The sequence below is a fragment of the Magnetococcales bacterium genome (assembly GCA_015228935.1).
In the GTDB taxonomy this organism is placed as follows: Bacteria; Pseudomonadota; Magnetococcia; order Magnetococcales; family DC0425bin3; genus HA3dbin3.
Genome location: JADGCO010000028.1, coordinates 1 through 14,415 on the forward strand (window position 1 = coordinate 1; position 14,415 = coordinate 14,415).

Below are 14,415 nucleotides of genomic sequence, written 5' to 3' on the forward strand. Positions count from 1 at the left end.
TCAAGCGGCAAGGCCACATTTTCCAGGGCCGTCAAAGAGGGCAGCAAATGAAAGGCCTGAAAAACCATCCCCAATCGTTCGCGCCGAAACCGCGCCAAACGATCCGGATCCAGGCTTCCCAAATCCAGGCCATCCACCTCCACCCGACCCGAGACCGGTCGTTCCACCCCGGCCAGCAAGGCGAGCAGCGACGATTTGCCACTGCCCGAGGGTCCCATCAAACCAACCACCTCACCGGGATTGACATGCAGATCAACCCCGCGCAGGATCACAATTGTGTCGGGACCATGGGGAATTGAATAGGTGACGGAGTCCAAGTGAATCATGCAACCATTCTGGCAACGATCTTCTTTATTTTCAAGCTGGATTTCCAGCCGTGTCCCTTCTTTTTCTATCTGGACTTCCAGATGGATCCCTTCTTTTGTCCTGCTGACCCTGCTGATCCTGCTCGTTGGAACCATCAGGACCGCCGCATCCCAGGACAAGGACCCCCCGACCATTTTGTGCCTGGGTGACAGCCTGACGGCAGGGCTGGGCGTCTCCCGGGAAGAGAGTTATCCGGCCCTGTTGGAAACACGTCTGCGGGAACGCAGCTTTCCTCATCGGGTGATCAATGCCGGGGTTTCCGGTGATACCACTGCCGGGGCATTACAGCGTCTCGACTGGACGTTGCGCAGCAATCCTGTTCTGGTCATCCTGGTCATTGGTGCCAATGATGGTTTCCGGGGACTGCCCCTGGAACGGATGGAGTACAACATTGACCAGATTCTGACCCGTCTGCGGGAAAAAAACATTCCCGTCCTGCTTGGCGGCATGCAGGTGCCTCCCAACTATGGCGAGACCCATTCCCGGGCTTTTGCCGCCGTCTATCCCCGACTGGCCAGAAAACACGCCACCCCCTTGTTGCCGTTTTTTCTGCTCGGCGTGGCCGGCCAGCCTGATCTGAATCTGGAAGATGGTATCCATCCCAATCCCAAGGGATATCGGCTTGTCCTGGACAATGTCTGGCCGGTACTGGAAAAAATGCTGTCCAAATGATCCAATCCCTGAAAAAATGCCGGCTTGAGAGAAATTCCGGGATGCCGAGTACAAGAGAAAAATGATGCAAACAGGCTATGAAGTAACCGATGACATGCTTCAGGAAATGGTGCAAACCATTGTACAGGAAGTCGATCCGATACGCATCGTGTTGTTTGGATCACGGGCCGGCAACACTGCCCGTCCTGATTCCGATGTCGATCTGCTGGTGATTGAGGAAGCCCCCTTCGGCCCAACACGCAGCCGCCGGAAAGAGGCGGTGCGGCTTTGGTCGGCTTTGAAACAGTTTTATGTTCCCAAAGATATTCTGGTCTTTACCGAAAAGGAAGCACGTCACTATGAAGAAGTGTTTGACCATGTGATCTATCATGCCATGCGGGAAGGCAGAATACTCTATGAAAGACCCCGAGCCGACAAAAACCTTGCTCCTGATGGCACGCAAGGATCTCAGATCAGCCAAAATTCTTGCTGAAGCCGTTGACCCGGAATCAGAAGCTGTCGGATTTCATTTGCAACAAGCTGTAGAGAAGTCTCTGAAAGCATGGTTGAATTGGTGTCAAGTGATTTCACCCAAGACCCATGATTTGAGATTGTTGCTTTCCGCTTTGGAAAAAGCAGGGGAGGATGTATCCCCGTTTCTTTTCTTGGAAGAATTAAACCCGTTTGCAGTTCAATTTCGTTATACACTTTACGATGATGAACCTTTTACTTGGTCAGAACTTCAGGAGCAGGTCAACGAACTGGTCACTCATGTGGAAACCATGACTGGTCTGCTCGTCGGCAAGTCACCGTAACCATGATTGGTTCACATCGACAGATACACGACAACATCAACATCCTGTTTCATGGAGGTCTCATCATGTCCGCCAAACCAGCCGCCAAACGCTTCATGATCGCCATCGGCCTGGGTGCCGCCTTCGGATATCTCTGCATTCGACTGGCCGCCCAGCACCAGCCCGAACTGGCCTCCCTCACCCACCCCATTTTCTGGACCATCATGACGGATCGCATTCTGATCGGCCTGGTCGTGGCCCTGGCCGGGGCCTATACGACCCATCCGGTGCTGGGCTTTCCTTTTCGTCCATTGGTGCGGGGATCATGCCTGGGCGTCATGGTGTCGCTCCCCCTGGCTGCCGGAGCCTTGGCCGGTCCCGGAAACCCCATGGCAAGCCCCTGGATGATATTCGTTCTCACCCTGGTTGCCGGTGGCGTGTATGGCGTCATCATTGACCTTGTGGCCACCCGGATTGGGGGCGAAGGGTCGGCGTTGCTCCAGAGCAACCGGCCTGTATCCTGAGGACGCGCGTGCCGCAATGCCCAGGGATTCATAATATTGGCCCGTAAATTGCTTGAATTTTCGTGACTCTTGTCAGTCGAACCGAAAATTGCCTGCAATGGGCCAAGGACCCTTTAGGAACATGCCTGATCTCCAGCCGAATGAATCCCTGCATCCCCTCCTGAGCGCGGAACTACGGAGCCTGCTCCGCTGGTCGGAGAGAAAAGACGACAGCACCTGGGCACATTGGCGTGCTTTGGAAAGCATCGTCGGCCCCTTGCTGGTCGTCAAGAATGAGGAGCAAACCAACGGCTCAGGCTGCGACCCCCTGGAAAACATTTCTGCCATGCCAGGCATGACCGTTATGGAAACGGTTGATTTTGCGGGTCAACACCCAGAAATCGCCAGGAGTGCAACATTATTGACAGCGTCAAGATATCAGCGTGTAGCCTGACACCATACAGCTCTGTCATGAACTGAATCCGGAAGAGGGTCTCCCCTCCCTGACTCCTCTTGCTCCCTTTTCCGATTCAGGAATTCACGCCTGCGACAGATTGATTGGATCGGGAATGGGACTCCCCCTCCCTGATTTCCCTTGCTCCCCATCCCGATCCAATAGGCCATGAACCCTGTCGTGTTTCAGACACGCCCACGGAATAGAACTGTTCATGGGTGGTCATCGCTGGATGCTGAATAGGGACACATTGAAATGATCATGCAACTGACGGCGGTATTCAAAAGAGTACCGGAAGGCTTCATCGGTTTTGTGGAAGAACTGCCTGGGGCAAATACACAGGGTAAGACCTTGCAGGAAACTCGGGATAACCTCGAAGAGGCCATTCAGATGGTTTTGGAAGCCAACCGCCTGATGGCTGAAGAGCTTCTTCCTGTTATCCGCTGACCGAGTTTACTCCCACATCCTGGGCATGGGTGCCGTGACAGATTCTGTCTTTTCAACCGGCTGTGTGACAGATTCTGGCATGGTATTGCCGGGATTGTGACTCTCTCCCCGATCCATTTCGGCCAGGGCCTTGCTGGCCTGGGCGTGACCCTGCCTTGCCGCCAGTTCGAACCATTTACGGGCCGCGACCGGATCCGGTGGAGATCCCCTGCCCAGGGCGTAATGAAATCCCAGCATGGTTTGTGCGGCGGCAACACCTTGTTCCGCAGCTTTCCGACACCAATCCATGGACAACTTTTGATTGGCCTGGACAGATTTCCCCTCCGCATAGAGTGAACAAAGGTAGGCCTGGGCCACGGGATGACCACCCTTTTCGGCTGCCGTCTGAAACCACTTCAAGGATTCGGCATCATCCTGCGGTACCGTTGTGCCGCCCAGATATAAAAATCCCAGACGGGCCTGGGCCTCGACATGATCTTGTTGGGCGGCCTTGCGATACCATGGGGCGGCCTGCATGGGATCCCTGGCGACCCCCAACCCGTCTTCCAACATGCGTCCGACCAGATACTGGGAACGTGGATCCCCTTTCTCTGCCAACCGTCGGAAAAGATTGTACGCCATGCTCGGAAAGCCATTTTTGAGGGCCAGCACGGCTTCTTGGAACTCCCTGGCTGGATTGGCCTCTTTGGGAGAGGGGGATGCACTCCATCCCGTCCCGGACCACAGCGCAAGCACCAGAAAAACGGCCCAGCCGGCCAATGCCAGTTTTCCGACACCAACTCTCCCTCCCGACCCCTCCGGAGGGGCAATTTGAGCCGATTTCTTGACACCCATCGTGAACACCATTTATAAATTGTTGATATTAAAATGATTAATCAAAACCTTCCACATGGAACAGAAGCTGCATTTACCGGCATTGAACACCCACCAATCCGTTCTGCATGAAAGATGAACAGCGATGGACTTTCACATCATAGCAAAAAAGAACGATTTCAGAATCTACGACCTGGATGACCGGCAATACGTGGTGGTGGGACTCAAGACATTGGAAGATGCCCAAAGGGTTCATCGCAAGCTCCTCAAACTGAGGGAAGCGATTGCCAGGCTGCCGGCCAAACAGCGGGTTCAAAACACTCAGATTTCTCCTCAAGCAGAGAGTGCCTGACGAAAAGCTGGGCAAAACGACTCTCCGGTGGGGTATTCACGGATCCCCACCGGAGGAGAAAGAAAGACCTCCTGCCTCTCTTCCTGCCTCTTTTACATCTTCCGCAAATCCTGTATTTCCTCGGGCGTTAAAATCTGTCCCACTGAACCGGAAAAATGGACTGTGGGCGATCCGCTCTGACGGTTGGCTTCCTCCCGGGAGCGAATGACCTTCAGGTTGCGTTCCCAGGCCCGGAGCTTGGCTTCCAGCAAATTTTGATTGAAAGGTTTGGAAATCAGGTCATCGCCACCCGAATCGAGGCACTGCGCCAGATCGTAGGCATCGGTCATGCCCGTCAGAAAAAGGATCGGCACGAAGCGCTGCACGCTGAGCCGTTTGATTTCGCGAGCCACCTGACACCCATCCATGTTGGGCATGTAGACGTCCAGGATCACCAGGTCTGGACCGTCGGCCTGAAACCGTTCAATTCCACTTGGACCATCAAAGGCTTGCAAAATTTCATAGCCATCCTCGTGCAATATCTCGGCAATCAGCACATTGACAAGATGGTCGTCGTCGATGACCAGAATTTTCATGGCGGCACCCCTTTCTCTCTCCCTCTTGCTGGAACATTTTTTTTCCGCAAAGGGTTCTCCATGAAAAAACAATAACAAACAAATTTGCCAAAATCCAGGATTGTCCTGCACGCCTGCTCAATTGCAAGAATTTCATTCAAGAAATTGTCCGTGCTGGTCGATAGATTGGTCAGGGAGCAAGAGGGAGAACCATCAGGCAGCAGGGAGAGTCCAATGGAACGCATCGACAAACCGGTGATCCGGAATCGTGTCTTGAACCAATCGATCAACGAATTTGAGCTGGTCGTGAAAAGCCTGAATGCCCTGTTCAAGGAACTGGGCAAGCAGTATCTCGAATGCGTCCCGGAACCGCCCCGGAAAAATTACAGTTGAGTTGATAACTTTTTTATAGGTCGCCAAGACCTCTCGGTGCGACCTTGCCGCCCTCTCCTGGTCACCTGACCCCACGCGGTTGGCCAGGAAGAGGGAACAAAATCTATCCAAGCCTGTCCAGAAAACGGGTGCGAAAATGGACCCCCAGGCCCTCGGCAATCCGCCGACAGGCAGGAATGTCCACCCCTGCGGCCCCCTCGATGGCCGTGGCGGTGACATGGGGTACGTATGCCCGAACCAGGCGGAGAAAATCAAGCACTCCCTGGTAGGAACCGGCCAGTGCGGGTTGACAGAGACGGTCGTAGGTCTCCTGATCCTGTGCGGTCAGGGAGACGGAAACAGCATCGATCAGGCCACGAAATCTGGGGGTCACATCCTGCCGATAGACCAGATTGGCCAGACCATCCGTGTTGAGACGGACCCGCTTGCCACCCCGGCGCTTGATCTCGGCAGCCACTTCGAGAATCACCGCCAAGCGCAGGGTGGGTTCGCCAAATCCGCAAAAAACCACCTCGTCATAAGAAGCCACATCCTCCCCCAGGGCCGCAATCAACTCCGCCGCCGTCGGGTTGCGGGTCAGGCTCAGGTCGTAAACGTGAACCTGCGGTTCATCACGCCACTTGGGGCAATATTGACAATGCAACGTGCAACCCCGCGTGACGTTGAGATAGAGTCCTCGGCCAATGGTATAGGCCAGAGTCTGCGGGGTGGCCGACGGCAGCAACCCTTCTGTCGCCGCAGCGATCCGAAATAATTTTTGGTAATTATGGGTCGTGGCAGCGGCAATTTCTGCCAGTGGAACCTGCCGCCGCTCGGCCAATGCCCGGGCAACGTGAATCACATGCGCCGGCACATTGCGCTTGCCACGAAACGGTACGGGAGCCAGATACGGGGAATCGGTTTCGATCAGAATGCGCTCCAGGGGGACTCTGGCCGCAATCGTGCGCAAGGCTTCCGCATTGCGAAAGGTGAGGACACCCGAAAAAGAGAGATAAAAACCGCGTGCCAAGGCCCAATCGGCCAACTCCTCCGAACCCGTAAAGCAATGAATGACCCCTCCCCGCCCTGGAATCCCCTCCTCTTCCAGGATCAACCGCGTGGCCGCTTCGGCCTCCCGGGTATGCACAATCAGGGGCAGCGCCGCAATGTGGGCGGCGCGAATGTGTTCGCGAAAGTTGGCCTCCTGAAGGGAACGCGGACTGTGATCATAATGATAATCCAGACCGGTCTCCCCAATGGCAACCACCTTGGGATGATCAGAATGCTCCAGGATTGTCTGGGCCACAACCGTCTCTTCCCGGGCATGATGGGGATGAACCCCGACGCTCGCATACAGATGGGGAAATTTTTCCGCCATGGCACACAGCCGCCCGGCCTCGGCCAGCCGCGTCCCCACAGACGTGACATACCCCACCCCGGCAGCCTGGGCCGCCAGAAATATCTGCTCCCACTCGCCCTGAAAATCCGGAAAATCAAGGTGGGCATGGCTGTCCGCAAAAATCATGGGATCCGACATTTGCTCATTTCCCCCCTGACTCTTTCCCTCCGGTTGCACCGGCAGCCGTTTTGTTGGAATTGACCTGCTTTTCAGGACCTTTCTTTCTGCGGGTCCGCCGGCGCCGCCGGCGTTTTTCTGTGGCTTCCGCACTCATCCCGGGGGCAGACTCTTCCTTCTCGGGCACGGCAATCGGGTCATCTTCCTCTGGTTGCCCGGGATTGACTGCTTGAACCGTCGCCGGACAGTCCGGCTCTTCCTCCTGTGCGACAGGATCTTCTTCGTCTTTTTCCACACCGGGGTTTATCGGGACATCTTCGGGATTGATATAACTCAGTTCAGCAATAGGCAAGACGCCTTTGCCGCCCACTTCGTCGTGATACTGCACATCCGCCATGCCCCGAATGGGATGCACATTGCGGACCTGCACCTCCCGTCCATCCCGGGTACGCATCAGGCAGTTGACTTTGGGCAGGGTGCCGCGCAACGTGCGGTACAGATCGTTTTCAAAACCCAGACAACACATCAAACGGCCACACACCCCGGAGATGGCATCCGGATTGAGGGACAGCTCCTGATTCTTGGCCATGCGGACCGATACCGGATGAAATTTTTCCAAATGTCCGGCACAACAAAAAATCTGCCCGCACGGTCCCAAACCGCTCAGCAACCGGGTTTCATCCCGGACACCAATCTGCCGCATCTCCACCCGCACCTGAAAATGCCGGGCCAGGATTCGGACCAACTCCCTGAAATCAACTCGATTTTCCGCCGTAAAATAAAAAATGGCCTTGGTGCCGCCCGGCAAAAAAGTGACCTTGGAGAGTTTCATACCCAGACCCAACTCACGAATACTCTCCTTGCAGAGTACCCGTGCCCGAATTTCCCTCTCCTGCCGCCATTTCTGGAAATCGTGATCCGACCGGTTGAAAACCCGTTTGATATGCAGGACCGGTCCGGGAAACAGGCGCTCTGGAGGTGGGGCCTCTTCCTGATACGCGGCAAAAATGACCGTACCGTTCTCTTCGCCATGCCGGGTATCAATCACCACCGGGTCTCCAGAACGCAACATTGGCAATCGGGCACCGACCCGGTACACCATGCAGGAGTTGGGCAGCCGGAGTCCGACAATCTGCCAGACGTCTCCCTGAACGACAGGCTCTGACGCCTCCCGTTCGATTGGCTCCGAAATCATTTCGGTGGAATTTTCAGGAATTGCCTCGGTTTCGCTTTCCACATTCAAGGAGATGTCGGCTGACAGATCTTCCGGCTCATCCACATGTTCCACAAGGGCGGCAAACGAAAATTCCGGTGAAGGTACATCCGTTGCAGAGTGCGTGTGAGGCCATGTTTTTGCGTGATTCATCGGGGTGCCGAGCTTGAATGCGAATGAAATAACGGGATGGGTCTCCGGTCAGAAAGATGCGCCCTGCCAGCGAGCCAGATGAATGAACAGTGTCTCCAGAACCATTTGCCGGTTGAGGTTGAACTCCTCGGCCTGGGCAAACAGGTCCCGGCTTTTGCGGATCAGGTTCAACACCCGGGTCTCCGAACCTTCTGTCCGCCACCCGGAAATCGTCGCCTGGATTCTATCCCGGAACCAGGCCATGAGAAAGGTCTGGGCAAATGGAAACCGCTCACGATCTCCCCAATAGGCCGCCGTGACACAAAGATCCGCCAGATGGCGTTGCGGAAGGTTATCCATATCCGTGCGAAACCGTTTGATGTAATCTTTAAGCTCTCCCGTGCATAACTGCAACAGACGGCTGGCACTCCCCTCGGCAAGGTAAATGGCCTCCTCCAGGGTTTCGCCATCGATTCCGGCCAGGGTTGGCGTCTGCCTCGCCACCTGCAACAGCTCCTCCCGTTGCAGGGGAAAAAATCGCATCACCTGACACCGCGACCGGATCGTTGGCAACAGGCTGCCCGGGCGGCTGGTACTGAGAATAAGCAGGGTTCCGGCAGAGGGTTCTTCAAGGGTTTTGAGCAGGGCATTGGCAGCGGCTTCATTCATCAGGGCGGCGTCGTCGATGAGGGCCACCTTCAAGCGGGCCTCAAGGGGGGTCAATGCCAGAAAACCGCACACTTCCCGGATTTGATCCACCGAAATACGGGTTTTTTCCGGTAACAATTCAACCTGGACATAATCTGGATGGTGATTTTCCCTGACCTTGAGACAGGGACCACAGGTACCACACCCCACGTCATCATCCCGGGTCTGCGACCGGCAAAAGAGCGCCGCCGTCAACGCCCGGGCGACCGTTGCCTTGCCGATCCCGGAGGGACCACAAAAAATCAAGGCATGCGGCAATCGATCTTCCGCCAGAAAACCACGCAGGCGCGTCATGGCCTCCCGATGCCCGGCAATGGCCACCAACCCTGCCGTCATCCGCCACCCGGATGCTGGAAACGAGCAACATTTTTATTGTGTTCCGGCAGGGTTTTGGAAAAAACGTGCGTTCCGTCACCTCGGGCAACAAAATACAAATCCTCGGTCTCCAGCGGGTGCAGGGCGGCATGGATGGAAGCCTGACCCGGATTGCAGATGGGCGTGGGGGGCAGACCCTGGATTGTGTAGGTGTTGTAGGGGGTGGGCGTGAGCAGGTGCGTCCGGGTTATGTTGCCGTTGTAATCGGGAATTCCATAGATCACGGTCGGGTCGCTTTGCAGTTTCATCTTGCGTCGCAACCGGTTGTGAAACACCCCGGAAATGTGCTTCCGTTCTGCGGCGTTGCCGGTCTCTTTTTCAATGATCGAGGCAAAAATCAGGGTTTCATAAAGTGACAACGCAAACCCGGGCGGGCGGTTCAACCACTCCTGGTCAAGAATTTTTTTGCCGCGGGCGACAATGCGCTGGAGAAGATCATCCTTGGGATCTTTCATGCGATACTGGTAGGTATTTGGAAACAGATACCCTTCCAGGGAGTGGCTTCCCAGCCCCAGGCGTTGCGGCAGGGTGGCATCGCCCATGCTGGCGGCGATCTCCTGCAAACCGGCTTTTTTCAGATGTTCGGCAATTTCCCGGACCGTCAACCCCTCGGCAATCACCAATTTTCCCTTGGCGACATCACCCCGCCGCAGGCGCTCCAGGATTGAGCTGGCCGTTTCACCCGGTTCGATCCGGTAGTAACCCGCCTGGATGAAACCCGCTCCCTGTAACTGCCCCAGCACCATGAACCAGAACCGGGACGAAACAACCTGGAGCCGGGCCAGTTCACTGGCAATTTTTTGTATTCCCCACCCTTTCTGGATGGTCACTTCGACCGGCTTCGGCACCTTGTAGGCCTGAAAACTCTCGAACTCCTTGTAGGCTGCCCCAAAGACGACCGCACCGAGAAGAACCCCTCCCAGGATGACGAATCGCCATTTGTTGAGGAATTGTTTCAAGGAAATCTCAAGTAAAGCGTTTCAGCACGAGCGACGCATTGGTGCCGCCAAATCCGAAGGAGTTGGAGATGGCATATTCAATATTTTTTTCTCTGGCGACGTTGGGAACATAATCCAGATCGCACCCTTCACCCGGGTTGTCCAGGTTGATGGTGGGGGGCACGACACCGTTTTGCAGGGCCAGGGCCGTAAAGATGGCTTCGACCCCTCCGGCAGCTCCCAGGAGATGGCCGGTAATGGATTTGGTGGAGCAGACCAGGATTCGTTTGGCATCTTCCGCGCCAAAGACCCGTTTGATGGCCAGGGTTTCCACGACATCGCCGAGCGGGGTGGAGGTACCATGAGCATTGATGTGCCCGATTTTATCCGGCGAGACGCGGGCATCGTTCAGGGCGGATTGCATGCAGCGTGCGGCCCCATCGCCATCTGGATCGGGTGCCGTGATGTGGTGGGCATCACCGGACAGGCCATATCCGCACACTTCGGCATAGATCGTGGCTCCCCGTTTTTTGGCGGCTTCCAGTTCTTCGAGGACCACCACACCGGCTCCTTCCGAGGGGACGAACCCGTCCCGATCCCGATCCCAGGGACGCGAGGCGGCTTGTGGATTGTCATTGCGGCTGGAGAGGGCCTTGGCTGCGGCAAATCCGCCGACGGCCAGCTCGCAGATGACGGCTTCGGCACCACCGGCCAGCATGACATCCGCGTCGCCCCGCTTGACGATCCGCATGGCATCACCGATGGCATGACTGCCGGTGGCGCAGGCGGTGGAGACGGCATGGTTCGGGCCTTTGAGTCCGTATTTGATGGCCACATGCCCGGAGATCAGGTTGGCAAGGGACATGGGTATGAAGAAGGGAGAGATACGGCGCGGACCTTTTTCTTTCAAGGCCCATGCCTGGTGCTGGATGGAGATCAACCCGCCGATTCCCGAACCGATGGCCACACCAAAGCGAGGGGCACTCTCTTCCCTGACGGTCAAACCACTGTCTTCCCAGGCGAGCTGCGCGGCGACCAGACCGTAGTGGATGAACAGATCCATTTTTTTGACTTCTTTTTTCGGGATCCAATCTTCAGCGTTGAAATCCCGGCATTCGCCGGCAATGCGTGTCGAATATTCTTCGGCATTGAAGCGGGTGATGGGACCGATGCCAGATTGCCCGGCCACCAGAGCGGACCAGGTTTTTTCTTTTCCGAAGCCACATGGGGTGATGAGACCCACGCCGGTAATGACCACTCTCCGATCCACAGGAAGCACTCCCAGAAAAAGAGCGTCGGCTCACACTGGATGAAAAGCGGAACCGACGCTGCAAATATTGATTGGTTTATTTCAGGAATTGATATGGGCCTTGATGTATTCAATGGCCTGTTTGACGGTCGTGATTTTTTCGGCATCCTCGTCGGGAATTTCGCAGCCGAACTCTTCTTCCAGGGCCATCACCAGTTCAACCGTATCCAACGAGTCTGCGCCGAGGTCATCCACGAAATTGGACTCTTCGGTTACCTGATTTGCATCCACACCCAACTGGTCAATCACGGTCTTGATGACACGTTGTGCAATATCGCTCATGAGATTTTTTCCCTTCTATTTCCATCTTTTGGATAATGAAAACCAAGGTGCCATCACGGGGAAACCGGTCAATTACCGCACTCAATCGTGTTTTAATATTACTGTTTCTTCAGGTCATGTACATTCCGCCATTGACATGAATCGTTTCCCCTGTGATGTAACTGGCCTCATCCGAGGCCAGGAAGACAATGGCATGGGCCACATCCTCTGGCCGCCCCATGGCACCCAGTGGAATTTGCGCCAGCATGGCTTCCTTTGCTGCGGCATTCAAAACATCGGTCATGCGTGTCTGGATGAAACCGGGAGCCACACAATTGGCTGTGATACCGCGTGACGCCACTTCCCGGGCCAGACTTTTGGTAAACCCCATCAATCCTGCCTTGCTGGCTGCATAGTTGGCCTGGCCAGCATTTCCGGATGCCCCGACCACCGAGGCAACGCTGACGATGCGTCCGTAGCGGGCTTTCATCATGCCGCGCAGGATCAGACGGGTCAGATAGAAGGCGCTGGAGAGGTTGATTTTCAACACATCTTCCCACTCGGCGTCTTTCATGCGGATCAGCAGATTATCGCGGGTGATACCCGCGTTGTTCACGAGAATGTCAATCCGTCCGAAGCGTTCCGTGGCCAGTTTCACCACCTCTTCGAGACGGGCGTGAGAGGCGATATCCGCTTCATACCCTTCCGAGTCGGGGGAGAGGGCGCGAACCTGTTCCAGGACTTCCGGAATCCGTTGGCCTTCGTTGCTGGTGATGATGATTTTTGCCCCGCGTCGGGCAAGTTCCAACGCCGTCACCAGGCCAATTCCGCTGGTTGATCCGGTGACAAGGGCAACGCGATTGTCGAGCATGAGACTTCCTGTTCAAGTCCGCCAGGGTGAAAAGGGATCAGGCAGCCGGCAGATTTGCCAAATCTTCCGGACCGGACACATTGTAGACGACCAGACTTTTGTCGATGCGTTTCAGCATGCCGCTCAGGACTTTTCCGGTTCCCACCTCGATGAACATATCCACGCCCAGGGCGAGCATGCGGCGGATGACCGCTTCCCACATGACCGGGGCGGTAATGGACTGCACGAGGAGTTTGCGGACCTCGGTACCGGAGGTCACTTCCTGACCTGTTGCGATGGAAACCAGGGGAACGGAAAGATTCTGGAAAGAGATTTTTTCCATGGCCGTGGCCATTTGCCGAGCGGCAGGTTCCATGAGCGGGCAGTGGAAGGGGGCGGACACGGCGAGCATGACAGACTTTCTGGCTCCCTGGCTTTTGGCCATTTCCACGGCCTTCTTCACGGCGTATTCATGTCCAGAGATGACGATTTGCACGGGGGTGTTATAATTGGCTGTCACGCAGATGCCACCGGTTTCTTTCTGGACCTGTTGGCAGATGGCATCCACCTGGGCGGCGGGCATGTTGAGGACGGCGGCCATGGCACCTTCACCGACTGGAACCGCTTTCTGCATGGCCTGGCCTCGCAGCCTGACCAGGGCGATGGCTTCGGCGAAGGCGAATCCGCCTGTGGCACAGACAGCAGCATATTCACCCAGGGAGTGGCCGGCCACATAATCCGGGCGCCAATTGGTCCTGGAAACGATCAACCGAAACGCGGCCATGGCGGTCGTCACCAGGGCCGGCTGGGTATTTTCCGTCAGGGTCAACTGATCTTCCGGGCCTTCCTGCATCAACCGGCTCAGGGAAAAACCCAGCACCTGATCGGCTTCTGCGAAGCAATCTCCGACTGGTCCACCGCAGGCCAGCAACTCATTCCCCATACCCACGGCCTGGGCACCCTGCCCCGGAAACAGGAAGGCTCTCTTTCCCATGGTTCCAATCCTTTCAAAATGCTCCCGCCAGGCGGATATAATCCATTATTGAATCGTCAAGGCCGGCAACCGCTGATTCCGGGATCGCGACCCTGCCAGGAAAGCAAAGCCCTTTGACATGGGTTTGGTTTCGCAAAAGTACATATAGGAATTTAATCCCGATATGCAAGGGGTCACGGGAGAAAAACTCGATTTTTTCCCAATGACCATACCATGCGAGCCTGTCTGTTGGCCGGATACCTGTTCAGGCCGGTCGCCGGATCAGACTGTCCTTGATGGAATCCAACTCAATGAATTCATCGGCCTGGCGTCGCAGTTCATCGGCGATCATGGGAGGATGGGTCACCAGGGAGCTGACCACGGTGACCTGTTTGCCGAGATTCTGGACGGCCTCGACGATGGAGCGAAAATCGCCATCACCTGAAAAAAGTACGGCGTGGTCGTAATAGGGAGACATGCTGATCATGCCGACGGCAATTTCAATATCCATATTGCCTTTGGTTCTTTTATTTCCGGTCACCGGATCGACATATTCCTTGATGGGTTTGGTAACCACGGTATAGCCATTGTAGGCAAGCCAATCGACCAGGGGGCGGATGGGTGAATATTCCTGATCGTCACCGAGGGCCGTGTAGTAGTAGGCGCGCACCAGGCGGCAACGGGCGTGGAAATAGTCGAGCAATTTTTTGTAATCGAAATCAAACCCAAGCGAGCGAATGGCGGCATACAGATTTGATCCATCAATGAAAACGGCAACTTTTTCGTCAGGGTAAAACATTCGTGAAATCCTTTAAGCTGGAGTGAACGGCTTGT

Annotated in this window: 20 protein-coding genes; 8 read left to right on the forward strand and 12 right to left on the reverse strand. The window is 55.7% G+C overall.

From position 1 onward, the window contains the following. Window positions 1-326: ATP-binding cassette domain-containing protein (locus HQL65_08655; protein ID MBF0136298.1), on the reverse strand; the 326-nt coding region annotated here is incomplete at its 3' end. Between HQL65_08655 and HQL65_08660 the strand changes: the two genes are divergently transcribed. The 6 genes from HQL65_08660 (at window position 325) to HQL65_08685 (ending at window position 3,215) form a co-directional block, all read left to right on the forward strand. Next, window positions 325-1,038: an arylesterase gene (locus HQL65_08660; GenBank protein MBF0136299.1), complete on the forward strand. Its 714-nt coding sequence runs from the start codon at window positions 325-327 to the stop codon at window positions 1,036-1,038. The genes HQL65_08655 and HQL65_08660 overlap by 2 nt on opposite strands. A gap of 64 nt (window positions 1,039-1,102) precedes the next feature. Beyond that, window positions 1,103-1,510: a nucleotidyltransferase domain-containing protein gene (locus HQL65_08665; protein MBF0136300.1), complete on the forward strand. Its 408-nt coding sequence runs from the start codon at window positions 1,103-1,105 to the stop codon at window positions 1,508-1,510. Next, window positions 1,470-1,832 (forward strand): HEPN domain-containing protein, encoded by a 363-nt coding sequence (locus tag HQL65_08670; protein ID MBF0136301.1) that lies wholly within the window; start codon window positions 1,470-1,472, stop codon window positions 1,830-1,832. Before HQL65_08665 ends, HQL65_08670 begins: the two co-directional genes overlap by 41 nt. Window positions 1,833-1,897: 65 nt before the next feature. Further along, entirely contained in the window at window positions 1,898-2,335 is a 438-nt protein-coding gene (locus HQL65_08675) for a hypothetical protein (protein MBF0136302.1), read from the forward strand. 121 nt (window positions 2,336-2,456) lie between these two features. Next, window positions 2,457-2,768 (forward strand): hypothetical protein, encoded by a 312-nt coding sequence (locus HQL65_08680; protein ID MBF0136303.1) that lies wholly within the window; start codon window positions 2,457-2,459, stop codon window positions 2,766-2,768. A gap of 255 nt (window positions 2,769-3,023) precedes the next feature. After that, window positions 3,024-3,215: a type II toxin-antitoxin system HicB family antitoxin gene (locus HQL65_08685; GenBank protein MBF0136304.1), complete on the forward strand. Its 192-nt coding sequence runs from the start codon at window positions 3,024-3,026 to the stop codon at window positions 3,213-3,215. 6 nt (window positions 3,216-3,221) lie between these two features. Here HQL65_08685 and HQL65_08690 read toward each other — a convergent pair whose 3' ends face one another. Then, window positions 3,222-4,049, reverse strand: coding sequence for a sel1 repeat family protein (locus tag HQL65_08690; protein ID MBF0136305.1), 828 nt, complete (start codon window positions 4,047-4,049; stop codon window positions 3,222-3,224). Between the two features lie 124 nt (window positions 4,050-4,173). Between HQL65_08690 and HQL65_08695 the strand changes: the two genes are divergently transcribed. Further along, window positions 4,174-4,380 (forward strand): hypothetical protein, encoded by a 207-nt coding sequence (locus HQL65_08695; protein ID MBF0136306.1) that lies wholly within the window; start codon window positions 4,174-4,176, stop codon window positions 4,378-4,380. Window positions 4,381-4,472: 92 nt separating this feature from the next. Here HQL65_08695 and HQL65_08700 read toward each other — a convergent pair whose 3' ends face one another. Then, complete coding sequence (locus HQL65_08700; GenBank protein MBF0136307.1) at window positions 4,473-4,955, reverse strand: response regulator; 483 nt, start codon at window positions 4,953-4,955, stop codon at window positions 4,473-4,475. A gap of 213 nt (window positions 4,956-5,168) precedes the next feature. On the opposite strand from HQL65_08700, the gene HQL65_08705 reads away from it, so the two are divergent. Beyond that, the gene (locus HQL65_08705; protein MBF0136308.1) at window positions 5,169-5,327 is read left to right on the forward strand and encodes a hypothetical protein; all 159 of its coding nucleotides are present in this window, start codon (window positions 5,169-5,171) and stop codon (window positions 5,325-5,327) included. Between the two features lie 103 nt (window positions 5,328-5,430). Here HQL65_08705 and HQL65_08710 read toward each other — a convergent pair whose 3' ends face one another. The 9 genes from HQL65_08710 to HQL65_08750 form a co-directional block, all read right to left on the reverse strand. Continuing rightward, on the reverse strand, window positions 5,431-6,843 hold the full coding sequence (locus tag HQL65_08710) for a YchF/TatD family DNA exonuclease (protein ID MBF0136309.1): 1,413 nt from the start codon (window positions 6,841-6,843) through the stop codon (window positions 5,431-5,433). Window positions 6,844-6,847: 4 nt separating this feature from the next. Next, window positions 6,848-8,188, reverse strand: coding sequence for a hypothetical protein (locus HQL65_08715; protein MBF0136310.1), 1,341 nt, complete (start codon window positions 8,186-8,188; stop codon window positions 6,848-6,850). 48 nt (window positions 8,189-8,236) lie between these two features. Continuing rightward, window positions 8,237-9,211, reverse strand: coding sequence for a DNA polymerase III subunit delta' (gene holB, locus HQL65_08720; protein MBF0136311.1), 975 nt, complete (start codon window positions 9,209-9,211; stop codon window positions 8,237-8,239). Continuing rightward, window positions 9,208-10,209, reverse strand: coding sequence for an endolytic transglycosylase MltG (gene mltG, locus HQL65_08725; GenBank protein ID MBF0136312.1), 1,002 nt, complete (start codon window positions 10,207-10,209; stop codon window positions 9,208-9,210). Before mltG ends, holB begins: the two co-directional genes overlap by 4 nt. 7 nt (window positions 10,210-10,216) lie before the next feature. Then, window positions 10,217-11,458, reverse strand: coding sequence for a beta-ketoacyl-ACP synthase II (gene fabF / locus HQL65_08730; GenBank protein MBF0136313.1), 1,242 nt, complete (start codon window positions 11,456-11,458; stop codon window positions 10,217-10,219). 81 nt (window positions 11,459-11,539) lie between these two features. Further along, entirely contained in the window at window positions 11,540-11,779 is a 240-nt protein-coding gene (gene acpP / locus HQL65_08735; GenBank protein MBF0136314.1) for an acyl carrier protein, read from the reverse strand. A gap of 109 nt (window positions 11,780-11,888) precedes the next feature. Beyond that, entirely contained in the window at window positions 11,889-12,629 is a 741-nt protein-coding gene (fabG, locus tag HQL65_08740) for a 3-oxoacyl-[acyl-carrier-protein] reductase (GenBank protein ID MBF0136315.1), read from the reverse strand. 37 nt (window positions 12,630-12,666) lie between these two features. After that, window positions 12,667-13,602 (reverse strand): ACP S-malonyltransferase, encoded by a 936-nt coding sequence (gene fabD / locus HQL65_08745; GenBank protein MBF0136316.1) that lies wholly within the window; start codon window positions 13,600-13,602, stop codon window positions 12,667-12,669. 244 nt (window positions 13,603-13,846) lie between these two features. After that, the gene (locus HQL65_08750; protein ID MBF0136317.1) at window positions 13,847-14,380 is read right to left on the reverse strand and encodes an NYN domain-containing protein; all 534 of its coding nucleotides are present in this window, start codon (window positions 14,378-14,380) and stop codon (window positions 13,847-13,849) included. Between the last annotated feature and the right edge of the window lie 35 nt (window positions 14,381-14,415).